The sequence below is a fragment of the Psychrobacter sp. Ps1 genome (assembly GCF_022129425.1).
Taxonomy (GTDB): Bacteria; Pseudomonadota; Gammaproteobacteria; order Pseudomonadales; family Moraxellaceae; genus Psychrobacter.
Genome location: NZ_JADQAN010000009.1, coordinates 29,645 through 56,041, shown reverse-complemented (window position 1 = coordinate 56,041; position 26,397 = coordinate 29,645). Strand labels below are relative to the sequence as shown.

Sequence of the window (26,397 nt, the reverse complement as noted above, 5' to 3'; positions counted from 1 at the left end):
TTTATGAATAATAAAACCAATCCTGCTGAAAATGCTATTCATAACGACCAAAGTAATTGGTATGCCAAACTGCATCCTATTGGTACTGCTCAGCAAGCCCCTAAACGCAAACGACTGCTCAATTTAAGTATATTTTTTAGAATTTGGCTAGCCGTTGCGTTGGTGCTCGTCATATGCGGCGTGGTCGTGTTTACTCAATTGTTTGGCTACGTCAAGCCAACCGCGCAACAAGTCATCGAAGACACGCTCTTAGACACCAGTAAATTACTCGCGGCCAGTCTACAGGTGCCGTTATCTACAGGACAGTTATATGACGAGGAATATCAAGCGCAACTTGATGCTGCATTTGTCGGCATGCCAGCGATGAATGAAACGCTCAGTCCTGTCGATCAAACCAAAAGCTACAGTAGCTTTCGCGTGTATGTGACAGACAGTAGCGGCATAGTCATTTACGACTCCCTGCCCAAACCTGATAATAATGAAGGGCAGAACTATGGACGCTGGAACGATGTCTATCTCACGTTAAAAGGACAATACGGCGCAAGAAGCACGCTGCGAGATTATCAGCGGCGCGATGGTTCAGTCATGTATGTGGCTCAGCCCATCAAAAATCCGTCTGGAGATATCATTGGCGTGGTCAGTGTCGGTAAGCCTGTCGCTAGCGTATTGCCTTATTTAGATGACACTCGTAACCGCATGCTTATCACCGCACTACTTATCAGTATCGCCGCCCTTATACTGGCAGGTCTAGTAGCATGGTGGCTTAAGCAAAGTATTACCTTAGTGACTCAATATACCAGTGCATTGGCAGAAGACACCAAAAAGCCCTATTTCTATCTAGGTCATGAATTAAATAGCCTGACAGATACCATCGAGACTATGAAGCATCGACTCGAAAACCGTGCTTACGTCACTGATTATGTCCATACTTTGACCCACGAGCTAAAAAGCCCTTTGACTGCCATACGTGCCAGTAGTGAGCTGTTAGAGGACGATGGACTAGATGGCAATAAACTAGATGATGAAGATCGGCAGATGCTCATTGAGACGGTTGGTGAGCAAAGTGTAAAAATGCAACAGCTCATCGACCGACTTCTGTTGCTTGCTAAAGTAGAACAGCCTACCTTTAAGCTCAACCGACAATTGACTCCCCTATTACCGCTTTTGCAAAGTCTGATCAGAGATAATACAGCCAAGCAGCAACAGCAGAATCTATACCCTATCGATATACATATTGATAATAAGAATGTGAACAATACTGCAAACTTGCCAGTAGAAGTACTGGCATCGACCAGCGTGTATGCTGACCAATTTTGGTTAATACAAGTACTGCAAAATGTGCTTGATAATGCCATTCATTTTGCTGATAACACTGTTGATATCTCGTTGCACAGCACAGCGCGAACGGTAACCATCGATATATTTAATGATGGAAAGCTATTGCCTGATTATGCTATAGCCAAAGCATTTGAGCGTTACTTTAGCTTGTCTCATCAAGACCAACCATCATCTCAAACAGACAGCAATAACTTAAATACAGACTCGGTATATCCAACAACTGAGCTGAGGCAAACTGACCATAGTAGTAATACGCTTAAAAAAGGCACGGGCCTTGGACTCACCTTAGTAAAGCAAGTAATTGAACATCATGGTGGTCAGGTAGCCCTCAATAATATCCATGCCAATGATGATAAAGCCTCTGATACTAGTAAAAGCCAGCGTTCTGGTGTGATGGTTAGTGTCACCCTACCACTAGCTTGAGAATAATAACTTATAGTCGATTCAATTTAAGAGTAGTACAAGGCAACCGAGTGCAGATGTATATGTGATACTTCAAGCGAGGTTAACGCTGTAATACTTTTATAGTGGAATGACTATATATGGATTCATCAACTTTCCATCATGACTACACAGGATTTCTACTTCTTTGTTTTACGATAGCACTAGGTTCTGTTGAACCTTCAAATTCGTAAAGTAAATGAGGAGTAGAAAATCTATGTCACATCAATTAACGGATAACCCTATTATCAATAACCTAATCGGCCTTAGCCGTCATCATTGTACACAAACATTAACGAGCCAAGGCGTCGATAGTATTGAGTTTGGTCATTGGCTAGCGATTCCTAGTCAGCGGTTATTATTGGTATTTAGACATCAGCAGTGCGTGGCTATTGATGAGTATCAACTGGCAGCCTGATATCTTGCTCGCTCAATACATTAATTGTGTTTAGGTAACACCTGTATTTTATTTGGACATAAAAGAGCCTTTTATTATTTCTAGTATTAAACTACTGGAAACAACAAAGGGCTGATTACTCTACGACAAAAATACTAAGTAATCGATTGTACTGGCGGCTTCACATCCGCGTTTTGACCACGGTGACGCAGATAATGATCAAGCACTACAATCGCTAGCATTGCTTCGGCAATAGGCGTAGCACGCACACCAACGCAAGGATCATGACGACCCTTAGTCAGCATATCAACTGCTTCACCTTGAGTGTTGATGCTCTTGCCAGCAGTGGTAATACTAGACGTTGGTTTTAGCGCAATACTCACACGGATATCTTGGCCTGATGAGATACCGCCCAAGACACCGCCAGCATGGTTGGCTGCAAACCCATCTGGCGTCAGCTCATCACGAGCGCTATGTCCGAATTGACCTGCCACCGCCATCCCATCGCCAATCTCGACGCCTTTAACCGCATTGATACTCATCATCGCATGAGCAATATCTGCATCTAAACGATCAAATACTGGCTCACCTAAGCCTACTGGCACACCGCTCGCAATGATATCAAGGCGCGCGCCACAGCTAGTGCCTTCACGGCGCAAGTTATCAATCAAAGTTTCAAAACGGCCAATCGCTTCTTTGTCTGCACAGAAGAACGGATTGCTATTTACAAATTCCCAGTCAATTTGGCTTGGGTCTAAGACATTACTATGCTCATTGCCGATTTGGGTCACGTGACCACGGATTTGTACACCCAGACGTTCTTGCAAGTATTTCTTGGCGATAGCACCAGCAGCCACTCGCATAGCCGTCTCACGCGCTGACGAGCGACCGCCACCGCGATAGTCACGGAAGCCATATTTCATACTATAAGTATAGTCAGCGTGTCCAGGACGGAAAGTATCTTTGATATCGCTATAGTCTTTAGATTTTTGATTGGTATTGCGAATCAATAAACCGATAGACGTACCTGTGGTTTTGCCTTCAAATACGCCAGAGATAATCTCAACTTCATCAGACTCACGGCGCTGGGTTGAATACTTAGACGTACCCGGTTTGCGACGATCCAAATCTACTTGTAGGTCGTCTGCAGATAATGCTAAACCTGGTGGTACGCCATCAACGATGGCCATAAGGCCTGCGCCATGTGACTCACCGCAAGTGGTGACCGTAAAAACCTGCCCAATACTATTGCCTGCCATAACTGTCCTTAAACAAGTAAACGCTACTGATGACTATTTGACCAATCACTCATGCCACTTATGATGATTGCTTGTGTTGCTTATAATGAGTGATTGTATTGTTGCTTATAGTTTCGACTCGTGCAGCCGACGCCCATTCAAGCTAATATTTAGCTATTTAAGACTATCTAATAGCTGAACATAAGAGGCAAACAATTGACGGTTTGAAACTAGCTCATCATAGGTAATCGCAAAGACACCATGCCCGCCATGTGCAAACTTCAACCAATCAAACTGGATTTCAGGATAGGCTTGTTTTAGTGCCCATTCGCTGTCACCTACCTCACAGATCAGTAAACCATCTGGGCTAAGGTAATCTGGCGCTTCAAATAAGATACGATGTACCAAATCTAAGCCGTCTTGGCCAGCTGCAAGTGCATGCTCAGGCTCATATAAGAACTCAGGCGGCAAATCTGCCATGATAGCGGCGTCCACGTACGGTGGATTGGTGACGATAAGCTCATACTGGTTCTCAGCAGGTATCTTGGCAAACAAATCAGACTCGATTACGTTTACTTGATGACCAAGGTCATGATGATCGACATTGACCATTGCCACTTCTAACGCGCCTTTATCAATATCAACAGCATCGACCAACGCATCAACGAAACGGGTAGCAAGCGCGATTGCGATACAACCAGAGCCAGTACACAAGTCCAAGATACGCTCAGGCTGCGACAATTGCTTTACATCCAAGCCATGATCATAGAATACCGCTGACTTTTCGTTCGGACTGACACCCAGTGGTTTGGCCAATTCGGTAACTTCAAAGTATGGATGGAACTGCTGACGAATCAACTCTGCAATCGGTGAGCGCGGGATAAGAACACGCTCATCAACATAAAAAGGCAAATCGCAGAAGTACGACAAGTTAATCAAATAACTTAACGGCTTACGTTCAGCGATACGCTCTTCTAACAGCCCTAGTACCAACTGCTTTTCAGACGTGGTCAGACGACAGTCTAAAATCTGCTCATTGGCAGACCAATCGAGAGACAAAGAATGCAAGACAATGGCTGACGCTTCTGCAAACTCATCGGTCGTGCCTTGTGCAACAACAACGTCATAATTACGCAGCTGTGTGACTGAAAAACGAATAAAGTCGCGAATACTGACGAGCTGCTCTCGTGCTTCGTTTAGCTCTAAATGTAAGTTAGCAAATTCATCGTGCTCACCAAGAAGTCCAGTCTCTAAATCATACTCCATCTCACCGTCTAAGCCCTCAGACTCATCATTGAAGTATTGGTTTTGAAACTCTTCTGCACTCATTGTTTGGTCTTCTGACATATCGCACCTTGTGGATTAACTGCTAGCGGGTTAAATTGCTTTTTGCTAAAAATCGTTATATTAAATAAAATTCAGTCATACATTATAGACGTAAACCTCTAGTAGCGCCAATAACTGTCATTTTTACTTGCACAAAAAATAGTGCGAATAATGAATAGTTTGCGTAAGAATCGAGCACGACGCCATACACACCTTGGTTAAATTATTACCCAACTGTAGCGAATACGTCAGCAGTTGACGTTTGGCAAGTCTTAAATGCAAAAAGATGTGTCAAAAGTTTGCGATGCAATCAAATTATGCGCATAATAGCCGCATTAGTAGCAACCACAAGTGACTCAATATGATGAAAATAAAGCCAATTATTACTGCCATATCTATCGCAGCTGTAAGTGCTAGTGTAGCCGCACTTGCTGCACCTGCCGATAGTACTCGCACATTGCCAGTACGCACGGCTGACGCTATGCCAGGTCTTGCAAAAAAGGTTAGCCTTAATGTGCAAGAAAACCGTAGTCGCTCAGATGGCGCTGCTACTGTACAGTTAAATACAGAGAAAGCGAAACCAGTCGACAGCATGAACCAGCTTATCAATAATAAGCAAGAAGCCAACCAAAACGTGCCAGCCCCAGTTGCTGATAATATGAGTGCAGCAGAACTAACGCGTAAAGATGAGCAAGCTGACCGCAATGATGACATTAGTGAAGGTCAAGCCGTCGCGGCGCCTAGCGACCTATCATCTATCGACTCGTCTGATCCACTCGCTTTTGAGTTACCAGAGAGTGAGAAGCGTCAAGACTTTAGCGATGATCCAACCATCAAAAACATCGAAGACAAGGATGGTAAGAAGCACACAACGCTGAACTTGTCGAACTATGCTAAGCAAGTGAATGGTGCTGTCTGGTCACCTAATATGAAAGTCAACTCAGCGATGACCATCAAAATGCAGGCGCTGCTCGATTGGAACCATGCTTCTCCTGGTCCTATCGATGGCGGTTGGGGTATGAACAGCAAAAAAGCCCTTGTTAACTTCCAAACGATGAAAGGCTTGCCAGCGACTGGTAAAATGGACCAAAAAACTTGGGATGCCTTGGTTAAAAATATCCCTGCGAACAAACCTGTACTGGTCACTTATACGTTGACCGCAGACGATATCAATACCAATTTTGCGACTACCCCTTCTGGTTCGGAAGCGAAGTCAAAAATGAAAGGTCTTTATTATCAAGACATTAAAGAGATGCTAGGTGAACGTTTCCATATGGATGTACGTTACTTAGATAAACTCAACAAAAATAAAAAGTACGCTGTTGGCGAGACTATCACAGTACTAAATACTCGTGACAAGCTGAACCAACGTATCAATCGCGTGGTTGCCAACAAAGCCGACAAAACATTGTATGCCTATAATGGTGACAAATTGGTTGCTACTTATCCGACGACCGTCGGTAGCGATGCCACACCGTCTCCAAAAGGCAAGTTCAAAATTATCAATAAAGTAAAAATGCCTTGGTATAAATCAACCGTCGGTGAAGGCGCTCAAAAGAAAGTTCATATGATAGCACCAGGACCAAACAACCCAGTCGGTGTCGTTTGGATGGGATTATCTAAGCCTTCTTACGGTTTACATGGCTCACCAGTACCTGAAGGTATCAGTCGTCAGGGCTCAGCAGGTTGTGTTCGCTTGACCAACTGGGATGTGTTAGAAGTGTATGCCAATATCGAAAATGGCGCAGTTGTCGAACTTCAATAAATAGAACTGTATTAAAACTAGCTTCGATACTAGTTATCAAGTATTTTTAATGATAAAAAAGACCTCAATATTGAGGTCTTTTTTTTGTTTGTTGATGGGCGGTTCCACTTCACATCGATAACACTGCTTGTCTTTGTGTCTTACTGTTCGCCTTTATGTCTTATAGCCTTCCTCATTGCCAGTAATACTGCCAATTTTTTTGGTAAAGAATAACCCTGCAGGTATTGAAGCCAAAAAACCCAATCCCACCGCTATTTGAATATGAAATATCTCATCGAACCCTGTAACGAGAGCTCCGATCATAAAAAGCCCAATAGTCACGGTGGCTGTCATTGAGTATATGACAGAAAATAATGGCCAGTTCATAAGTTATTCCTTATCTTTATTGAGGATATAATATATTTAACCTCAATTCCACAAAAAAAGTAAGTATTTACCGTGAACCCTTGTAGCATCTATATTGAATGACTTTTGAATAAAAACCATGCTATTATTAAGGTTTTAGACTTAATCATAAGAAACATCAGTTCTTACCCCCACCTTCTCTCAACTCTTTTTTATATTTTCAAGAATCTCCTATATCTTTATCTATTTATCATTACAATAATGACTTTCTTTATCTACTAAGAATGTTATCTGCTATGTCCTCATCTAAAAAAAACACTGCGCCTAACTCATTGGATCCAAAAGATTCATCTGTCACTACTAACGCTTCTCAAGATCAAGACGCGATAATTGACCTAGTAGTTGATGATGATGCTGTCGATCACGATGAAAGCGAAGACAATCAACACAAGCAATCGACTGATACAGATAGCAAAACAGACTCCGAAGTAGACACTGAATGTGCGCAGCCACCTGACGCCGAGATAACGATGGAAACCATCAGTGACGATGTGGTCGTAGCAACATTGGAGTCGACAGAACCTGAGTCACAATCAAATACTGAAGCATCAGAGGTTGCAGAGTCAGAAACTATAGAAGCGAAAGAAAAGTCCGATTTCTTCCAGTCGGATACGGCAGAAATAACAGAAAAAAGTGCTCAAGATGATAGTGGTGCTGAAGTAACGGTAGAAGCAGAAGACGACCCTGCCGATGACCCTGCTGATGACACAAACATCGCAGCACAGTCATCAGATAACAAAACAGCCAATCAACAAAAGACAAAAAATGAATCTAGTCGCGATGATGACAATCAAGAGAATAATTCAGAAGATAAAAGTCAAAGTAAAGACACCGATGTAGAAGACAGCGACGCTCAAAAGTCTCAAGATGAAAGTGACGAGGATGAGGTTCAAGAGGAAAAAGAAGCCAAGCTTGAATCTTATAAGCAGTTTGTCGCCGAGCAATTCAGCAATCAAAAGGTAGATTACCCAGAAGTACGGGTTAGGATTGAGGCGAACGCACTGCCTAGCAAGATGTACTTCATCATGAATATTTTGTCTGCCATCATTGCCAGTTATGGGCTAGTGACCAATTCAGCAGCCGTGGTTATCGGAGCTATGTTGGTTGCGATGATGCTAGGCCCTATCACGGGTATAGCGCTAGCGATTATCGATCACCGTATGCCCTTACTGCGTAAGTCGCTTTTTACCGTCATTATCGGTGTCTCGCTGGTGGTATTGGTCGGCTTTATCGTTGGTTGGCTACACAAAGACCAACCGCTAACGGCAGAAATCCTATCACGTACCCAGCCTACCTCTATGGATTTAATGATTGCCTTAGCAGGTGGTACAGCTGGTGCTTATGCGATGGTATCTCCGCATCTCTCGGTTGCGGTTGTTGGCGTTGCGGTTGCCACAGCCTTAGTACCACCACTGGCAGCTAGTGGTATCTTGCTCGCTAATGGCGAGATGCAACTCGGGCTTGGTGCGCTATTATTGGCAGCGACTAACATTCTTGCTATCCAGTTTACCAACGCGCTTGTATTATGGGTCTTAGGCTTCCGTCGTTTGGTCGATGACGATTATAAATCCAATACTTATCTGACCTTTTTGCAGCGCAATGCCGTGACCTTGTTGCTACTTGGTGGCTTAGGTGCCTACTTAACCATCAATCTACAGACCAATGCCAAGCAGCAAGTATTTGAGAGTAGTGTAAAAGAAGCCATCAACAACTACTTTATCGACCAAGGCAATGTATTGACCAATACGCAGTTTGATACCTCAGAAGAGAACCAAGTGGTGCGAGCAATCGTACGTGGAGAGACTTTGCCGAGTTCATATGACGTACGCCAGATTGAAACGCTCATTACTAATGATATGGCAGAGAATTTCCCAGAGTACTTGCCAATCAAGCTCCAATTACGTTATTTGCCTGTACAAGTAATCGAGTCCAATCCAACCACACAAGACAAATTGGATGAAACGGATGCTGCAATTTTGACCAACTAGTTTGCATACTCTATAAATTAGGCAATGACTAGCACACGTATAATAACCTAGTAGTTATAACTCTTGTACCAAGAGCTTGGGCGTTTGTGCTAAAATCGCTTGCAAAATTATTTTATGTCATTTACTCAATTCTATCCGTCAGTAAGGAGCCGCTGTGAGCCAGCCATTTCGCTCAGCCGATATTCGCCAAGCCTTTATCGATTTTTTCATAAGCAAGCAGCACACCCAAGTTTCATCGTCTAGCTTGATTCCACACAATGATCCGACATTGCTATTTACCAATGCCGGTATGAATCAGTTTAAAGAAACCTTTTTGGGTATGGAACCACGTGACTATACACGTGCGGTAACCTCTCAAAAGTGTGTACGTGCTGGCGGCAAACATAATGATTTGGATAATGTCGGCTATACCGCACGTCATCATACTTTCTTTGAAATGCTTGGCAACTTCTCATTTGGTGATTATTTCAAGCAAGCAGGCATCGAGTATATCTGGGAGTTTTTGACCTCAGATAAGTGGTTAGCGATTGATAAAGATCGTCTCTATGTGACTATTTATGAAACTGACGACGAAGCCTTTGAGATTTGGAATAAAAACATCGGCATTCCAAGTGAGCGCATCATTCGTATTGGTGATAACAAAGGGGCTCCTTACGCTTCTGATAACTTTTGGACGATGGGTGATACTGGTCCTTGTGGCCCTTGTACCGAAGTCTTTTATGACCACGGCGCCGATATCGAAGGCGGTTTGCCAGGTACGCCAGAAGAAGACGGCGATCGCTATATTGAGATTTGGAACTGCGTATTCATGCAGTTCAATCGTCAAAAAGACGGCACGCTATTACCACTGCCAGCACCTAGCGTCGATACAGGCATGGGGCTTGAGCGTATTAGTGCCATCATGCAAGGCGTTCATGGCAACTACGAAATCGATTTGTTTGTCCATTTGATGGATGCAGCAGCTGACATCTTAGAGATCAATAATGAGCAACAATCATCATTGAAAGTCATCGCCGACCATATTCGTGCTGTAGCATTTTTGATTGCTGATGGTGTTACGCCAAGTAATGAAGGTCGCGGCTATGTATTGCGCCGTGTCATTCGTCGCGCGGTACGTCATGGCAACAAGCTTGGCGCTGATAGCGAGTTCTTCTATAAGATGGTTGCGCCGCTTGTAGCTGAAATGGGCAGTGCCTATCCTGAGCTACAAGACAAACAAAGCGTCATCGAAAGTGCTATTCAAAAAGAAGAAGCACAGTTTGCTAAAACATTGGCTCAAGGCTTACGTTTACTTGCCAGCGAACTTGAAGGCTTACAAGATGGCGATACGCTATCTGGTGAAGCTGCATTTAAGCTCTATGATACCTATGGTTTCCCACTTGATTTGACCGCAGATATCACTCGTGAGCGTGGTATTGCTATTGATGAAGCAGAATTTGACGAGCATATGCAGGCACAACGTGAGCGTGCGCGTAATGCTGGCAAGTTTGACGTCGATTACAGCAGTGTCATCCAAGTAGAAACGCCAACGACATTTATCGGCTATGAGCAGCTTGAAGAAGACGGCGTGACTATTGACGCGCTTTATCAAGACGGCAACCTAGCAGACAGCTTAACAGAAGGCATGGAAGGCGTTGTGGTATTAGATCGCACCCCATTTTACGCTGAAGGTGGTGGTCAGGTTGGTGAGCTTGGTGAAATCCGTACAGCATCTGGCGTCTTTGAAGTACAAGATACCAAAAAATCTGGACAGGCGATTATCCATTATGGTGTCGTGACCATGGGTGATATTAGTACTAAACAAACCGCTGAAGCGCAAGTACTGTCTAGCATTCGTGCAGCCAGTGCCAAAAACCACTCGGCCACTCACCTATTGCATGCAGCGCTAAGAGAAGTGCTAGGCGACGCGGTCACGCAAAAAGGCTCATTGGTCTCAAGCGAAGTACTACGTTTTGACTTTGCTTATGACAAACCTGTCAGCGCTGCTGAAATCATGCGTGTTGAACGTCTCGTTAATGAGCAAATTCAAGCCAACACCCCTGCCCGTATCGAGCACATGTCGATTGATGAAGCGATGAACCAAGGCGCTATGGCGCTGTTTGGCGAAAAGTACGGCAGTGACGTTCGAGTCCTAACCATGGGTACAGACCGTATCGTTGATGGTCAGCGCAAGCCTTTCTCTATCGAGCTATGCGGTGGCTTGCATGTACAGCGTACGGGCGATATCGGTGTGCTAAAAATCACCAGTGAGTCTGGTATTGCGGCTGGTATCCGCCGAGTTGAAGCTGTCACAGGTATGAATGCGGTCAAAAACATTCAGCAAAGCGAGCAACAGCTAAGTGAGTTGGCAAGTCAGCTGAAAGTAAAACGTCCTGAAGTAGCGCAGCGTGTCCGTACTATGGCTGATAAGCAACGTGACCTAGAAAAACAACTAGAGCGTTTGCAACAAAAAATCGCCAGTGCTCAAGCAGCCAATTTGCTTGATGATGTACAAACGATCGCAGGTACGCCAGTTCTTATCAGCACCTTAAGTGGTATCGATGGTAAATCCATCCGTACACTGATGGACGATATCAAATCAAAACTGCCTGATAGCGTGATTGTATTGATTGGTGATAAAGACGATCAGTTAGCCCTAGCAGCGAGCGTCGCAAAATCTGTCACTGCAAAAGTGAAAGCTGGTGATATTATTCGTCATTTGGCAGGTGAGCTTGGTGGTAAAGGTGGTGGTAAGCCTGACTACGCACAAGGTGGCGCACCGAAGTCTGGCAACAGTACAGCGGTTATCAGCGCTCTACCTGCTTGGATTGAAACCCAGCTTAGCTAAGCTAGCGAATACTAAACTCGTGAATATATTGGTATAGCGCGTCACAATGTACTTTATATTTATCGCATAGCTTTACTCTATTACACATAGAATACGTGATTGGTTATAACTACTATAACCAATCGCCATACATCTAAGCGCTCCTGAGGCTTAAAGTTATGCGGCAGATATGGTATAAAGGTCAACGTTTGGGCATATTGTTCATTCCATAAGGTTGATAGATACCATTAGAAGAATGAAAGACCTAAAGGCATAACTCTTATCATCTGGCTTTATCTATACAAGCATTGACGAGCATCACATTGACTCTCATCAATGACAATAAAAAGTCATTATTGAATAAATAGGTAGATTTTTATGGCGTTAATAGTACAGAAATACGGCGGCACCTCGATGGGTAGTATCGACCGCATCAAAAACGTCGCCAAACGAGTCAAACGCTGGCATGACAATGGTCATCAAGTGGTCGTCGTGGTCTCAGCCATGAGCGGCGAAACCAACCGTTTGATTGATCTAGCTCGCCAAATTAGCACGCAACCTGATCCTCGCGAATACGATCAGATGGTCTCAACAGGTGAGCAGGTTTCTATCTCACTCCTCGCTATGGCCATTAAAGAGCTTGGTATTGGTGCCCGTTCAATGACTGGTCGCCAAGTCGCGATTAAAACCGACAACGCCCATAACAAAGCCCGTATCGAAAGCATCGATGACAAAAACATACGCGAGCAATTAGATGCTGGCAATATCGTTATTGTGGCAGGTTTCCAAGGTATCGATGAAGAAGGCAACGCGACCACATTAGGGCGCGGCGGTTCTGATACCACAGGTGTGGCGATTGCTGCTGCCTTGGGCGCTGACGAATGTCAAATTTATACCGATGTCGATGGTGTCTATACCACTGACCCTCGTGTGACCTCAAAAGCCAAAAAACTTGAAAAAATTACATTTGAAGAAATGCTTGAAATGGCAAGTCTTGGCTCCAAGATTCTACAAATTCGCTCAGTAGAATTCGCTGGTAAATATGGCGTGCCGCTGCGTGTACTTTCTAGCTTTGATGAAAACACAGACGGTAGCTTTGACCAAGAATTTCAAGACAACGTGGGTACCCTAATTACGATAGACGAAGGAGACAATATGGAACAGGCAATCATCTCAGGTATCGCGTTCAACAGAGACGAAGCAAAAATCTTAGTACGCGGCGTGCCTGACCATCCTGGTATCGCCTCTGCTATCTTAAGCCCAATTGGTCGTGCCAATATCGAAATCGATATGATTGTACAAAATCTTTCGGATAACGGTACCACTGACTTTACTTTCACAGTTAACCGCACTGATTTAGATAAGACGCTAAAAGTGCTTAACGAAGAAGTGAAAGATGAAATTGGCGCTAAAGAAATATTGGGTAACAGTGAAGTTGTTAAAGTTTCATTGGTTGGTGTTGGCATGCGTTCACACGCAGGTGTCGCTAGCCTTATGTTCCAAACACTGGCTGAAAACAACATCAACATCCAAATGATTTCAACCAGCGAAATCAAGGTGTCGGTTCTGATTCAAGATCAACACTTAGAAAAAGCCGTTAAATCATTACACACGGCATTTGGCCTAGATCGTGAAGACGGTGAAAGCAAAATCGCTGGGCTATAAGACACAAAAACTGTTAAAATATAGCATTAGCATTGATGGTTATCTATTAATCGCTATTAATGCCTTTATATAGTATGTAGACAAACAGCATTTAAATTAATAGCGTTTGAATTAATAGTATCCAAATAAATACAGTACTTAAATAAAATAGGATCTTTTTAGGTCCTATTTTTATTTTTTAGCATAGTTGAAATGAGCATTTACCTAATAGTTTTGTGAAAAGCCGTGACAGTATCTGTTATGCCGCCTATAATGGGGCTTTCATTTGGGCTAAATGAATCTACCTATCATTACCGCTATTGGCACGATATCTGGCATCGTGATAATGGTTATATTGCGTGTTTGGTGCTGCGGTAATGTTCTGCAATTGAGAAGTAATCTGATGAGTAATAATTTGTTGATGCGACATAAGGAGTGTGACGCATGTTAATTTTGACACGCCGCGTGGGCGAAACGCTAATGATTGGCGACGAAGTAAGTGTGACGGTTCTAGGCGTCAAAGGCAATCAAGTACGTATCGGTGTAAACGCACCTAAAGATATTGCAGTACACCGCGAAGAGATTTATCAACGTATTCAGCATGAGCGTTCTGTACAGTCGCAAATGCAGCATCTTGAGCAAGGCAACTTTTCGCCTTCGTTTGATGATGAAGATTACTTTAATCGCTAAGCTAGCTAAATTATAATGCTGAACGCTCAACGGCTACTATCATCATTGAGCACACATAAATATTATATTGTTTTTTTAATCTGCTCTGAGGTCATTTATTTATGAGTATCCGCCAATCAGATGTATCGGCATTACTTAATGGTTTGAACAAAAAAGCCATTGGATTCAATGATGTCATCAGCTTTATCGATGATTTTTATCGCTATGCGCCTGCCCCTTTTGTGAATGGGATGGTACATAATGCAGCCGGTGAGAACGAAGGTAGCGCAAAGATTTTTGGTTTTGCTAAGCACCATGGCCTGAACCAATTGGACACGCTTAAGCTATTTGGCGAACATTATGCCAAGGTTCAAGCAACGCCTAACGGTACCGATCATGCCAATATCCGTAATTTTTTACATTGGGGCTGGCAAGGATTCTTGATGCAAAAGAATCCGCTAACGGTTCGTCCTAGTGTCGATACGACTGCTATTTAATCATTTATAGTGATTAAGCTATTTCTGATAATTTAATTATTGGTAAAGTAAAAAAAGCCACGCTATATAGCGTGGCTTTTTTATGACAATTGTCTTTATCACAACTATTATAGACTTCTTATAAACCTATTTATCACGAAACTTAACAGGCTGTACCGCACCTTTAGGATTCGGCATATTAGGGTAGTGATGCTCGTGCTCAACGTCACATTCAGCGCCAACGACAGAGCCATCATCTTTTACGGGTTTATGAATATAACCTGTACGCTCAGCTGGCGGTAGGTGCTCATGCTCCCATACCATCACTGCTTGCATACAAGTCTCGCGCTGCTCAGCGGTAATCTTACGACCGTCAGGCCATTTGCCTAGTTCAATCGCCATACGAAACTTATCAACTACTTCGGGCGTTAGACTTGCTAGTATTGTTTGTTTATCCATCTTGCCTACTCTCCACTACCATTTTTTGCATCATATATTGGTCTAATAGATACGCTTATTCATCGTCTATAATATCATCATCGACATCAAGACTGAATTCTTCGGCATGTACGTTCCAGTGCAGCTTGGTACGGCAGGCCTCATAAAAGTCAAACCCAGGTGGGTGCAACAAGGTAAGCTTATCAGGATGCTTACGAATATGAAGGCGCTGCTCTTGCTCAAGTGGCACGCTTGGCTTACCGTCCGCACTAACCATCGGCTGAGTACGATTGTCTTCGTGGATACGAATACAGACCTCACTATTACCACTGACCACAATTGGTCTGCTAGATAATGTATGGGGATGCATCGGCACCAGACAAATAGCGTCCATACTCGGATGAATAATTGGACCGCCACCTGATAAGGCATAAGCGGTAGAGCCAGTCGGTGTTGCTGCTATCAAGCCATCACTATGCTGTCTATAAACGTCGTGACCATCAATTTTCATCTGAAAATCAATCATATGTACCGATTTACCAGCATGCAGTACGATGTCGTTCAGCGCCATATCTTCATGGATAATTTTGCGCCCTTCTCGTATCTCCATCGTCAATAAAAACCGATGGTCCAGTTGATAGTCTCCCATCAATACTTGGCGCAACTTGAAGGCAGCTTCATCAGGTTTTACATCTGCTAAAAATCCTAAACGACCACGGTTTACCCCTAGTACAGGTACACGGTAGCGTGCTAACGCCTCAGCGGCATGTAGTATCGAACCATCACCGCCAACCACAATAACCAAATCACAAATCTCACCAATCAAACCACGTTTGACGATTTTGACTCTTTCTATATCTGTGAGGTCAAGCGTTGGTAAATTGGCTGTTTGTACATCCATTATCAAGGTCAAATTCATGTCATTGACGGTTTGGGCAATCTGTACCAAGCTTTGAGTGACACTACGTTTACCAGCACGGCCCATTAGACCAATACGCCTAAAGGCGGGGTTTTTAATAGCGTGGAATAGCTCTGATTCATGTAAGTGTGGCAATCTTGCTGACTGCGCTGAGTTTTCCATAAAACGACTCGGTATAACGGTGAAGTACAAGGTAATGATAGCGATAAATGCGCGCTTAGACTAGCATGTTTATTAATTATCGTTGTTAACTGTCGTAACTGACCCCATATAAAAGCTATCGAATGTTTTACTTAGTCAGATCTGTCTGTTCAGTTTTTCAATTAGCGTATTGGGCGATACTGTAGCTCGATGCACTAGACAATGAACAGCCTGAGGTTGCACCGCAGCAGTTGTCACGCAAACACAGTTGACAATAATGGCGGTTTTGCTAAAGTAACTAACATCACTATTTTTATATTTTATTATTAAGGACTTATGTATGGCCAATCCTATTGTCAGTCGCGCAGAACTTGCGATCGGCGGTAATCCAATGACGGTCAAGGGCGTAATTCAAAAGACCAGCTTATTACTTGGTTTATCAGCCATTACTGGTGTGGGCTTTTTCTTTTATGCGCTTATGGCAGGTTTATCGCAAGGTTTTATTACGATGGCAGCCTTTGGTAGCATGATTGCTGCGTTTGTTCTGGCTCTTTTTATTACCTTTAAGCCGCAAAAAGCCAAGACTTTGGCAGTGCCTTACGCCTTGCTAGAAGGTATCTTTTTGGGCGGCATCTCATTATTTTTCATGAGAATGTATCCAACAGTACCAGTCACTGCAATGTGTGCAACTTTCGTCACAGCTGCAGTTATGCTTGGTCTATATCGTTCAGGTCTAGTTAAGGTTACTGAAAAGTTCCGCTCTATCGTGACCTCAGCGGTTATTGCCATTATGCTTGTTTATGTAGCACAGTGGGTACTTTCTCTAGCGTTTGGTTCATCATTGCCGTTCCTATTTGAAGGTGGCGCTATCGCTATTGGCTTTAGCTTATTTGTCATCGTTATCGCTTCTTTCACCTTGCTATTAGATTTCGATAATATTGATCGCGGTGTTGCGATGGGTGTTTCTGAAGATTACGAATGGTTGTTCAGTATTGGTATTCTTGCAACCCTCGTCTGGATGTATATCGAATTTATGCGTCTGCTAAGCTATCTACAAGACTAATTGTAAGAGTAACCTAACAGTATCTCTGTATAGAAAAAACCGCCTTCCATTTGATGCAAGGCGGTTTTTTTATGGGCAAACTTTACAGACCTGTTTACATTAAATGCTTTTTAAAGAGACTAAGCACGTTTTAGACGCAATGCATTTAATACAACAAACAATGAGCTGAGCGACATACCAATTGCAGCGAGCCATGGTGGCACATAGCCTAAAGCCGCTGGTATCAGGACGATACTGTTGTAAGCAAGCGCCCAACGGAAATTTTGCTTGATAATACGTTCCGTCTTATCAGAGATGCGTTTAGCCGCAGTGATGGCCTCGATCTGTCCATTTAAGATAATACTATCACTAGATACTTGTGCTAAGTCTGCCGCACCTGCAATCGAGGTCGACACATCTGCTGCGGCTAGCACTGGTGCATCGTTGATACCATCACCTACCATCAATACCACAGCACCATTAGCTTGCAACTGCTGGATATGATTGACCTTATCAGTTGGTGATAGTCCATTGTATGCTGCTTGCATTCCCAAGTTCTCAGCCATGACTAGCGCTTGCGGGCTTGGATCACCTGTCAACATAACAGACTCGATACCTAGCTCTTTGAGCGTATCCAGCATCGACTGCGCACTATCACGTACCTTGTCATTGAAATAAAAGCATGCCAGCGCCTGCCATCCGTTATCATCAGTGTTCTGACAAGATAACAGCACTGCTGAGCTGGCTCGTTGCGCTACTAGATCGATGGTTAAATCATTACTAGCATCTATATCATTGACGCTATTATCTGTTTTATCTAACGCAAAGTCCTTGTGACCGATTCGATATACAGTGCCATCAATCATCGCTTCCACCCCGCCCGCTGGATAATGCTGTACGGCTTGCGTCGATGGTAGATGTAACTGATAGGCTGCCGTCAGTAACGCATGGGCAATTGGATGACGACTCCCTACTTCTAGTGCAGCTGCAATTGCCAACAGCGTATCTTTTTGCGCCGTTGATGATAAACCATCAGATTCGTTCTGGCTTTTTGGTGTGATTAATTCGATATTTAATAAATTTGGCTTACCATAAGTCAGCGTGCCAGTCTTATCAAAAGCAAAATGCGTGATTTCAGCTAGCGTTTGTAGTGTATGTCCACGCGTCGTCAAAAAACCATAGCTTGCCAGACGATTGGTTGAGACGGTTAAGGCAATCGGCGTCGCCAACGACAGAGCACATGGACAAGTAGCGACCAAGACTGCCACGGTTGCCCAAATCGCTTGGCTTGGATCGACGATATACCAGCCGATAAATACTAAGACGGATAACACCAAAATACGCGCGACAAACCAACGTGCTAGCTTATCTGCTTGCTGCGCCAATTTGGGTTTTTCGCTCATGGCACGATTCATCAATCGATCAATTAGGCCTATCTGGCTGTCTTTTGGCAAGGCGGTGACTAGCATTTCGAACGGCTGGCTGTCGTTTTGTGCACCGCCAACAATATAATCGCCTTGAGACTTGATGATTAAATCACCCTCGCCCGTCAGTAGACTTTGTGACACCGTTGCAGTAGAACTTAGCAAGATGCCATCACTGATAATCTCAGAGCCCGCTTCAACCAAAATGATGTCACCCACTTGTAAACTATGAGCGGTGACCATTTGCTTTGAATCTATATCGCCTTCCGATTGTGATTGCACATTCTGTTGGTTGCATGACTGTTGCCAATCTTGAGCGATACGTGATGTGAGCTGATAAACATTGGCGTCCATACGCTGCATAAAATCAGGCATGACATCAGCCGCGTCTGATGCCTTTTGAGCCTCATCTTCGATAGCCTCATCTTGTTGATATTCATTTTCTTTTAGAAGTTGTAAAATACGCTCGGCAGCGGCTTTATCTTCAGCGACTTTTTGTACCAATACCGGCTCAACCACAACCAAATCATTAGCCATAGTCGCGGCTTTTAGACGTGCATTGTGCTCGATATAACGCCCTGCCAGCAAAAAGAAAATAAACATACTGACCGAGTCATAGTATGTCTCCCCTTGTCCAGTAATGGTGGCGTATAGACTGGCAAAGAAGGTGATAATCAAGGCAAGACTAACAGGCACATCCATATTGACTTGGCGCGCACGAATTGCTGACCATGCAGAGGTAAAAAAAGGAATGCCAGCATAGAAAAATACAGGCGTACTCACAAACAAAGATACCCAACGCAAAAAGTCACGTTGGAATATCAACATGTCGCTATACTCGCCAAAATACAGCGCAACGGCATACATCATCGCTTGCATCGAACCTAGTGCAGCGATGCCGAGACGCAATAGCATTTGATTATTATGACGTGCCAGCATGGCTTCATGAGTATCTTGCCGATAAGGCTTGGCTTCATAGCCGATTTCATTGATGACCGCTAGAATACGACTGATAGGTAACTTATCTTCATCCCAAATAACCCGCATACGTTGGTTGGTCAAATTCACCTGACATTTACCAATACCCTCTAGCTCATCGAGACGTGACTCAATCAGCCAAGTACAGGCAGCACACCGTAAGTTATTAACAGACAGCTCTGCTACTGACATGCCATCTTGCGCGTAAACGAACTGTGATTTTATCTCGTCATGATCGTAGACCTCGAGACGTGTCAGCTGAGTTGGCAAACTTGCTGTACGGTTAATTTCCGATCGGTCAAGATAATACTGCTCAAGACCAGCCTCTACTATACTTTGGGCAGCTAACTGACAGCCCATACAACACATCTCTCGTGACTGACCTAATATCTCAGCATAAAACGGTGGCTGAGGTACGGGATCACCGCAGTGAAAGCAGTGGTCAGCCAGCGGGAGCACTAATCCTTCGATGATAGAAGTGTCTTCATAAGAGTGATTGGTAGCAAATGATACTGATGATGGGATACTAGACATAGTCGCGCTTACTTCCTTTGACAGGCTTGCTTAAAATGCATTCACTTAAAGCAAACTTGCTCGTATTGACTGTACTGTACGTCATGCAATAGAGCCGTTTTTAATCACATGAATATTACTACCGCTAGTAGCATAATATTAATAACAAACGGCTAATAGCAAACAATTAGCAACAGCGAATTCATACAAAATACATCGTGAGGACAATCGTAAATTGTTATCTTATATAGCGTTTATCTACCAGATTGAAAGTGACTGACGCTTTATTACAAGTATCGGTATTTTAATAGGGATTATACTATAAGCCATCGCTATGAGCAGTACCATCGCTCATGGTCTACGACCAATAAATGCCTGCGTTAACGATGATAGATTGAAAAATTTGTCAATTTGCGTCATTATGAGGCAGTTTTTTATCCAAAAATGGTGCGACATCCGTGCAAAAACCTAATTACAAGTTACCAAATACCAAGTTATCAGCGTCATCTAAGTCTGCTATGCACACGCTACCCTCGCAGCAGCGCGGCTTGGTCTTTAGTAGTCTGCTATTAATTATCATCATCGCAGGCATGGTGCTGTTGGCGCTATATTTGATCAAACTTGATCGCACCATTACTCATAAGTTTGAGGGCAAGCGCTGGGACATTCCAGCCAAAGTGTATTCGCAGCCGCTTGAGCTGTATCAAGGCGCCAATGTCGATAGAGATACGATGAAGACATGGCTAGAGTTGCTCAATTATCAAAGCAACAAGGCTTATGATCGCACGGGCACCTATCATCGGACAGGTAATACTTACTTTATTCACACTCGCGGCTTTACTTATAGCGCCAATGATAAAGATGCCGAGCAAGTCATCAAAATGACGATTTCTGGCAATAAAGTAGAGTCTATTCAAAGTACTCTGCCTGCCAAAAGCGGTATCATTCGTCTAGAGCCTGTCAATATCGGTGGGATCTATCCCGACAGCAATGAAGATCGGATGGTTGTGTCTTTGGACGAAGTGCCTCAGCCGTTAATTGATGCCCTTATCGCTACCGAAGATCGCGCGTTTTATGAGCATAAAGGGGTATCGGTACGTGGTATCGCCCGTGCCGTAATCAATAACTTTACTGGTGGTGCCAGACAAGGTGGCTCGACCATCACCCAGCAGCTGATCAAAAACTTTTATCTCAACTCAGATCGCACTATCAAACGTAAAGCCAATGAAGCATTGATGGCCGTGCTACTTGAGCTGCATTACAGCAAAGATGAAATTTTACAGACCTATTTGAATGAGATTTATCTGGGTCAAAATGGCAATCGCTCTATCAATGGTTTTGGTTTGGCATCACAGTTTTATTTTGACAAACCTCTTAATGAGCTGCGCTTAGATCAGCAAGCGATGCTGGTTGGTATGGCAAAAGGTCCAAGTATCTATAACCCACGTCGCAATCCAAATGACTCAAAAGCACGCCGTGACGTGGTACTTAACAACATGCTGACCATGGGCACACTGAGCCAGGAAGACTACGACAAAGCCTTAAAGCAACCGCTTGGCATCGTGGATAAGCCTGCTGAAGGCAAAAGCCAGTTCCCTGACTTCTTAGATATTGTCAAACGTGAGCTAAATACCGTTTATTATTCTGACGACCTCAAGAACGAAGGTCTGATTATTATCAGTACTCTAGACCCTATCGCTCAATTGGCCGCAGACAAAGCCGTTGATAGAAAACTTGGTGAGCTACGCCGTAACAGTAGCAAAACTAAGGATTTACAAGGTGCGTTAGTCAGTGCCAACCCTGAGACTGGCGAGCTAGTGTCTGTCGTGGGTAGTGGTAGTGAATTTACAGGGTTTAACCGCGCGGTCGATGCCAAACGCCAAGTCGGCTCGTTGCTGAAGCCTATCATTTATATGACTGCGCTTGAGAGCGGTCGTTACAACTTAGCCAGTTCAGTAGATGACTCCCCTATTACGGTCAATCTAAACGACGGTACTGACTGGAACCCTAAAAACTACGACAACCGTGATCATGGCTATGTACCATTTACCACGGCACTGTCTCAATCATATAACCAAGCGGCAGTACGCTTAGGTATGGAGTTCGGCGTTAATACCTTTGCTAAGCAGTTACAGCGCATGGGTATCAAAGAAAAAATCCCGCCTTACCCATCAGCATTATTAGGCTCAGTTAATTTGAGCCCGATGGACATGCTTGGTATTTACCAAGTATTTGCCACTGGTGGTTTCCGTACGCCTATTCATAGTATCCGCACAGTCATTGATGATCGCGGCCGTATTTTACAGCGTACTGGGCTTAACACTCAGCGCAGTATTCCACCTGAGACCAACTTTTTGACCAACTATGCATTACAGCAAGTCGTCTCAAATGGTACAGCCAGACGTGCACAATCGCTCGGCAGCAATTTAAACCTAGCAGGAAAAACAGGTACGACAAACGACTACCGCGATGCTTGGTTTGCAGGCTATAGTGGCAACTATGTGAGTGTCGTTTGGGTTGGCCGTGATGATAATAAACCGATTGGTTTAAGTGGTGGTACTGGCGCCTTGCCAGTTTGGGTAGATTATATGAAACGCCTAAAACTGACTCCAGTTGCCCTACCAGAGCCAGAAGGTATCGAGTGGTTATGGCTAGAGAACAATTCAGGCAAACTGTCTAATGAACGCTGTTCGAACGCTCGCTACTTACCAGTAATGTCAGCTCATCTACCAGAAGAAGCCAGCAGTTGTGCGTTGAGCCTGTATCAGCAAGATCGCGCTCGTGAACAGACACAGTTCCAAAATCAGCAAGGTGATATCAATCAACAACGTCGCCGCGAAGGTTTAGAGATTCCAAATGGTGAAGCTGTTGAGTCTGATGGTGCAGAAGGTAGCAGCGAGCAAAGTGAAGGTGATGAAGACCGTGCTGATACTTGGTATGACCGTGCTGTTGAATGGTTCTAGCTATTTAATGGCTCTAGCTGTTGAATGGTTCTAGCTGTTAAATAGCTCTAATAATGTTTTTGGTATTTAGCTTTTAATATTTAAAAAAGGTTTTAACATGATGGTGTCATCTTTACGGACAACTACTTCAGTAAAACAAACAATGCTGCTATGGCGTAATAAAATTACGTCAAGCAACGCTTTACTTGTAGGTAGCGCGATCGTTGGCATGCTAAGCCTAAGTGCTTGTCAAACAGCACCTAGCACATCGACCACAGTGCAAACAACGCCTGTTCAAATATTACCAACGTCACAACCGACCGTGCCATCAACGACAACTGCTCAAGCGCCTGTCACGGAAGCAAATGATCAAAGCAACTACCCAACCGAGCCTTACGATGCAGTTGAACAGTCCGAAACACCAAATCCGTTAACGCAAGAGACCCCTGTATTTACGCCTCCTGCACCAGAAGTGACGCAGCCTGACCCTATTATCATTGCGCCTTCTCGTAATGACTATATAATCTCTGAACCATCAGTACCGTCGCATAATGAGCTACTTGAGCACGCTAGAAGAAACTCGCAGCAACGTACTCAACAATCTGCCAGCAACAATAGTAATCTACCTGCATTTCGCAATTTGATGCAAGTAGGTATCAGTCAGTTGAAAGCGGGCAATCTAACCAATGCCGAGAGCAGCTTTACCCGTGCACAGCGTCTAGCGCCTAAGTCATCGGCGGTATATTTCTACTTGGCACAAGTAGCATTAAAAAAGAACCAACCTCGTAAGGCAGAAGCGATGGCACGTCGTGGTCTTAGCGTCTCTCAAGATAGCAATCGTAGACGAGCACTATGGCAAGTTATATTGCAATCAGGACAAGCTCAAGGTAACTCACGCGTGGTCAATGAAGCAAAACAAGCACTACGCTAATAGCTGATATCTGCACATTTCAGATTCATTAGTTAAAACATCTATATGCAGCATGCATTTCATTGTATGTAGATTTATCTAGGGCAACCCCTAACACCTACACTTATTTTTATTTCCGCTTAAGGTTATCTTTATGGCATGGCAACAACTGCATTTACAATGCGAAAAATCAAACGTCGACTTAGCTGAAGCGCTTTTGTTAGAAGCAGGCGCATTATCAATAGCTTTAGATGATGCTGGCGATCAACCTTTGTTTGAGCCACTCCCAGGTGAATCACCGCTTTGGGATGAGGTGATACTAACAGGACTATTTGATGCGACTACTGATGCTGGCAGTCGTCAAGCGGTTGAGCAATTAAGTCATGAAATTGCTGCACAAGTACAGGCTACTCGTATTTGGCTAACGGCTGTTGATGATAAGGACTGGGAACGCGAGTGGATGAGCAACTATCATCCTATCGAATGTGCTAATGACTTATGGATTGTACCTGACTGGCTAACGCCGCCTAACCCTGAAGCCACCAATATCATTATGGACCCAGGCTTGGCATTTGGTACTGGCTATCATGCTACGACTCGCCTATGTCTAGACTGGCTAACAGAGCAAGACCTAACAGACAAAGTGGTTATCGATTATGGTTGTGGCTCAGGTATTCTAGGGATTGCTGCTTTACTATTGGGTGCACGTCAGGTATATGCAGTCGACATCGACCCGCAGGCGGTACTTGCTACCAATCAGAATGCGGTACGCAACAATGTAGGCGATCGTTTACAGGCATTTCTACCAGAAGAATTTACAGAGTATTGCTCGCAACATGATGTGTTGCCTGTAGAAGTGATTGTTGCCAATATTTTAGCAAAGCCGCTTATTGGTTTAGCACCTTACTTTGCAACACTGATTGCGCCAAAGGGCCGTATCGTTTTGGCAGGTTTGATTGAGTCGCAAACCGAGCAAGTCACTGAAGCTTATCAGCCATATTTTGCATTGGATCCTAAGCATGCTTTTACTGCGCAAGAAGACCAGCATTGGCAACGTTTATCAGGTACATTTACTAGCTAGCAACATTTAATTACATCTGTTACGATAGAGGGCAGTCAAATGTTATGTGTTTGACGCCACTCTGTCTTTGCCTACAATTCATCGAAATTAAATAAGTAAAATGCGTATTGTGGGCAGCTATTGGTGAGTGGCTAAGCGGTATTGATAACCATACTTTTTTGGATTCGCCTCTATGACCACGCCAATAAAAACCCAATGCCCCCATTGCCAAGCTTGCTATAGCGTTAAACAAACTCAACTAAATCAAGTCAATGCTACCATCAGCTGTGATCGGTGCCAGCAAAGTTTTTTGGTCAATAAACATCTTGTGGTAAATTCTGAGGTCATTCAAAAACCAACACCACAAAAAAATATTCCTGCTCAACAAAAAGCTCAAACTCAACCAATATCAAACGAGCAAAAAACGTCTACTAATAGTAATCAGCATAAACCTCAAAATGTGCCAAATCGCCCTACATCTTCAATCAGTAAGAAAAAATCATCTGATACTTTAAATTATGATGGTTTAATCCATGACGATATGGATATAGACGAGCCAGAAGAAGACGTTCAAGAGTATGACTCTTTAGATAATATGGATGCATGGTTAACCCAAGCCAGTAATACCAATCCTAGCGCAGCAACCACAGAAAAACCAAAAGCGCCCTCTTCTAAAGAAACTATCAAAATCCCTAATCCATCAACAAAGAAACCATCTACTAGTACAATATCAGCATCAGCATCAGCATCAACACAGGACATGCTTAGCTCGGCAGCGGCCAATGATATTCATGCCAATGTTGAGAGTACTGATAACAATTCATGGCTACAAAAACTATTAGAAGAACAAAATCAAGACGAAGAAACACCGCCAGATGATACAGACTTATCACAGCTTCTATCCGATATGGGAGTACCCGTTAAAGATGAAGACCCTGTTGCCGACGAACGTTTAAGAAAAACACAGCTACCGTTTGCACCAACCCAAACGACACGTTCAATTGCGTCATTGTTATGGATACTAGGTTGTTTGGTTCTAGCACTGCTACTCGTGGCTCAGTATGTTATTTTTAACTTAGAAAATTTAGTCAAAAACCCAGCCTATGCTCAGCGTCTCCAATCGATCTGCTCTGTCGCTGCCTGCAGCTTGCCCAGTGCAGACTTATCAGCGTTTACCATCAACAATACCTTTCATAGAAGCAGTCAGATTAAAACTGCTGGTACATTTAGTGATATAGGCGCTACTCTGAGTAATGGCAGCCCGCAAGCACAACTATACCCAAATGTAAAAATAAGCGTTTATGGTAAAAATGAAATTATTGGAGAGTTCATTGCAGATCCAAACGATTATTTATTAGGCAAGCAAAGTCAGTTAGCTGCCAGTACAGATAGACAGCTATTATTTACTATCCCTGTCGCTAATGCGCAAATTCGCGACATTACTATGACCGCTCTTTATTAAAGTAGGGTGTTATATATAAATAAGTCTGAGTAGAAAACACACCGTAAATTCACTTTCAATTAAACCGTGATAGCC

18 protein-coding genes and 1 pseudogene are annotated in these 26,397 nt (G+C 43.6%); 13 read left to right on the top strand and 6 right to left on the bottom strand.

Features of this window, described 5'->3' with window-relative positions:
* The first annotated feature begins 3 nt into the window (after positions 1-3).
* Positions 4-1,761, top strand: coding sequence for a two-component system sensor histidine kinase CreC (gene creC, locus I3249_RS06285; RefSeq protein WP_238069136.1), 1,758 nt, complete (start codon positions 4-6; stop codon positions 1,759-1,761).
* 235 nt (positions 1,762-1,996) lie between these two features.
* Positions 1,997-2,197, top strand: a complete 201-nt coding sequence (locus tag I3249_RS06280; RefSeq protein ID WP_238069135.1) for a hypothetical protein — start codon at positions 1,997-1,999, stop codon at positions 2,195-2,197.
* Positions 2,198-2,331: 134 nt separating this feature from the next.
* On the opposite strand, the gene aroC is transcribed toward I3249_RS06280, so the two are convergent.
* Both aroC and prmB read right to left on the bottom strand, forming a co-directional pair.
* Positions 2,332-3,435 (bottom strand): chorismate synthase, encoded by a 1,104-nt coding sequence (gene aroC / locus I3249_RS06275; protein ID WP_093068921.1) that lies wholly within the window; start codon positions 3,433-3,435, stop codon positions 2,332-2,334.
* A 153-nt stretch (positions 3,436-3,588) separates the two neighbouring features.
* Positions 3,589-4,761, bottom strand: coding sequence for a 50S ribosomal protein L3 N(5)-glutamine methyltransferase (gene prmB, locus I3249_RS06270; protein ID WP_238069133.1), 1,173 nt, complete (start codon positions 4,759-4,761; stop codon positions 3,589-3,591).
* A gap of 340 nt (positions 4,762-5,101) precedes the next feature.
* Here prmB and I3249_RS06265 point away from each other — a divergent pair, with 340 nt between their 5' ends.
* Positions 5,102-6,505 (top strand): L,D-transpeptidase family protein, encoded by a 1,404-nt coding sequence (locus tag I3249_RS06265; RefSeq protein WP_238069132.1) that lies wholly within the window; start codon positions 5,102-5,104, stop codon positions 6,503-6,505.
* Positions 6,506-6,658: 153 nt separating this feature from the next.
* On the opposite strand, the gene I3249_RS06260 is transcribed toward I3249_RS06265, so the two are convergent.
* The gene (locus tag I3249_RS06260) at positions 6,659-6,871 is read right to left on the bottom strand and encodes a hypothetical protein (protein ID WP_101206118.1); all 213 of its coding nucleotides are present in this window, start codon (positions 6,869-6,871) and stop codon (positions 6,659-6,661) included.
* A gap of 275 nt (positions 6,872-7,146) precedes the next feature.
* Between I3249_RS06260 and I3249_RS06255 the strand changes: the two genes are divergently transcribed.
* The 5 genes and pseudogenes from I3249_RS06255 (at position 7,147) to I3249_RS06235 (ending at position 14,514) form a co-directional block, all read left to right on the top strand.
* Entirely contained in the window at positions 7,147-8,898 is a 1,752-nt protein-coding gene (locus tag I3249_RS06255) for a TIGR00341 family protein (protein ID WP_238069130.1), read from the top strand.
* Positions 8,899-9,052: 154 nt separating this feature from the next.
* Positions 9,053-11,725, top strand: a complete 2,673-nt coding sequence (gene alaS / locus I3249_RS06250) for an alanine--tRNA ligase (protein WP_238069129.1) — start codon at positions 9,053-9,055, stop codon at positions 11,723-11,725.
* 357 nt (positions 11,726-12,082) lie between these two features.
* Positions 12,083-13,369 carry an aspartate kinase gene (locus I3249_RS06245; RefSeq protein ID WP_057759246.1) on the top strand — a complete coding sequence of 429 codons (1,287 nt, stop codon included), beginning with the start codon at positions 12,083-12,085 and terminating at the stop codon, positions 13,367-13,369.
* A 423-nt stretch (positions 13,370-13,792) separates the two neighbouring features.
* A pseudogene (gene csrA / locus I3249_RS06240) lies at positions 13,793-13,960 on the top strand (carbon storage regulator CsrA); the annotation flags it as partial.
* A 179-nt stretch (positions 13,961-14,139) separates the two neighbouring features.
* On the top strand, positions 14,140-14,514 hold the full coding sequence (locus I3249_RS06235; protein ID WP_057759243.1) for a HopJ type III effector protein: 375 nt from the start codon (positions 14,140-14,142) through the stop codon (positions 14,512-14,514).
* A gap of 126 nt (positions 14,515-14,640) precedes the next feature.
* On the opposite strand, the gene I3249_RS06230 is transcribed toward I3249_RS06235, so the two are convergent.
* Positions 14,641-14,952 (bottom strand): DUF1315 family protein, encoded by a 312-nt coding sequence (locus I3249_RS06230; protein ID WP_057759241.1) that lies wholly within the window; start codon positions 14,950-14,952, stop codon positions 14,641-14,643.
* Between the two features lie 55 nt (positions 14,953-15,007).
* The gene (locus tag I3249_RS06225) at positions 15,008-16,012 is read right to left on the bottom strand and encodes an NAD(+) kinase (RefSeq protein ID WP_179798759.1); all 1,005 of its coding nucleotides are present in this window, start codon (positions 16,010-16,012) and stop codon (positions 15,008-15,010) included.
* Between the two features lie 319 nt (positions 16,013-16,331).
* Between I3249_RS06225 and I3249_RS06220 the strand changes: the two genes are divergently transcribed.
* The gene (locus I3249_RS06220) at positions 16,332-17,054 is read left to right on the top strand and encodes a Bax inhibitor-1/YccA family protein (RefSeq protein WP_057759239.1); all 723 of its coding nucleotides are present in this window, start codon (positions 16,332-16,334) and stop codon (positions 17,052-17,054) included.
* Between the two features lie 119 nt (positions 17,055-17,173).
* Here I3249_RS06220 and I3249_RS06215 read toward each other — a convergent pair whose 3' ends face one another.
* Positions 17,174-19,969, bottom strand: a complete 2,796-nt coding sequence (locus tag I3249_RS06215; RefSeq protein WP_238069128.1) for a heavy metal translocating P-type ATPase — start codon at positions 19,967-19,969, stop codon at positions 17,174-17,176.
* A 497-nt stretch (positions 19,970-20,466) separates the two neighbouring features.
* Between I3249_RS06215 and mrcB the strand changes: the two genes are divergently transcribed.
* The 4 genes from mrcB (at position 20,467) to I3249_RS06195 (ending at position 26,322) form a co-directional block, all read left to right on the top strand.
* Positions 20,467-22,911 (top strand): penicillin-binding protein 1B, encoded by a 2,445-nt coding sequence (gene mrcB / locus I3249_RS06210; protein WP_238069187.1) that lies wholly within the window; start codon positions 20,467-20,469, stop codon positions 22,909-22,911.
* 97 nt (positions 22,912-23,008) lie between these two features.
* Complete coding sequence (locus I3249_RS06205) at positions 23,009-23,821, top strand: tetratricopeptide repeat protein (protein WP_238069127.1); 813 nt, start codon at positions 23,009-23,011, stop codon at positions 23,819-23,821.
* A 133-nt stretch (positions 23,822-23,954) separates the two neighbouring features.
* Positions 23,955-24,881 carry a 50S ribosomal protein L11 methyltransferase gene (gene prmA, locus I3249_RS06200; protein WP_102090395.1) on the top strand — a complete coding sequence of 309 codons (927 nt, stop codon included), beginning with the start codon at positions 23,955-23,957 and terminating at the stop codon, positions 24,879-24,881.
* 172 nt (positions 24,882-25,053) lie between these two features.
* Complete coding sequence (locus I3249_RS06195; RefSeq protein ID WP_269137219.1) at positions 25,054-26,322, top strand: DUF3426 domain-containing protein; 1,269 nt, start codon at positions 25,054-25,056, stop codon at positions 26,320-26,322.
* Positions 26,323-26,397: the final 75 nt, after the last annotated feature.

Coding starts and splice junctions, on each gene's coding strand:
- creC (WP_238069136.1), top strand. CDS start 4: ATGAATAATAAAACCAATCCTGCTGAAAATGCTATTCATAACGACCAA.
- I3249_RS06280 (WP_238069135.1), top strand. CDS start 1,997: ATGTCACATCAATTAACGGATAACCCTATTATCAATAACCTAATCGGC.
- aroC (WP_093068921.1), bottom strand. CDS start 3,435: ATGGCAGGCAATAGTATTGGGCAGGTTTTTACGGTCACCACTTGCGGT.
- prmB (WP_238069133.1), bottom strand. CDS start 4,761: ATGTCAGAAGACCAAACAATGAGTGCAGAAGAGTTTCAAAACCAATAC.
- I3249_RS06265 (WP_238069132.1), top strand. CDS start 5,102: ATGATGAAAATAAAGCCAATTATTACTGCCATATCTATCGCAGCTGTA.
- I3249_RS06260 (WP_101206118.1), bottom strand. CDS start 6,871: ATGAACTGGCCATTATTTTCTGTCATATACTCAATGACAGCCACCGTG.
- I3249_RS06255 (WP_238069130.1), top strand. CDS start 7,147: ATGTCCTCATCTAAAAAAAACACTGCGCCTAACTCATTGGATCCAAAA.
- I3249_RS06245 (WP_057759246.1), top strand. CDS start 12,083: ATGGCGTTAATAGTACAGAAATACGGCGGCACCTCGATGGGTAGTATC.
- I3249_RS06235 (WP_057759243.1), top strand. CDS start 14,140: ATGAGTATCCGCCAATCAGATGTATCGGCATTACTTAATGGTTTGAAC.
- I3249_RS06230 (WP_057759241.1), bottom strand. CDS start 14,952: ATGGATAAACAAACAATACTAGCAAGTCTAACGCCCGAAGTAGTTGAT.
- I3249_RS06225 (WP_179798759.1), bottom strand. CDS start 16,012: ATGGAAAACTCAGCGCAGTCAGCAAGATTGCCACACTTACATGAATCA.
- I3249_RS06220 (WP_057759239.1), top strand. CDS start 16,332: ATGGCCAATCCTATTGTCAGTCGCGCAGAACTTGCGATCGGCGGTAAT.
- I3249_RS06215 (WP_238069128.1), bottom strand. CDS start 19,969: ATGTCTAGTATCCCATCATCAGTATCATTTGCTACCAATCACTCTTAT.
- mrcB (WP_238069187.1), top strand. CDS start 20,467: ATGCACACGCTACCCTCGCAGCAGCGCGGCTTGGTCTTTAGTAGTCTG.
- I3249_RS06205 (WP_238069127.1), top strand. CDS start 23,009: ATGATGGTGTCATCTTTACGGACAACTACTTCAGTAAAACAAACAATG.
- prmA (WP_102090395.1), top strand. CDS start 23,955: ATGGCATGGCAACAACTGCATTTACAATGCGAAAAATCAAACGTCGAC.
- I3249_RS06195 (WP_269137219.1), top strand. CDS start 25,054: ATGACCACGCCAATAAAAACCCAATGCCCCCATTGCCAAGCTTGCTAT.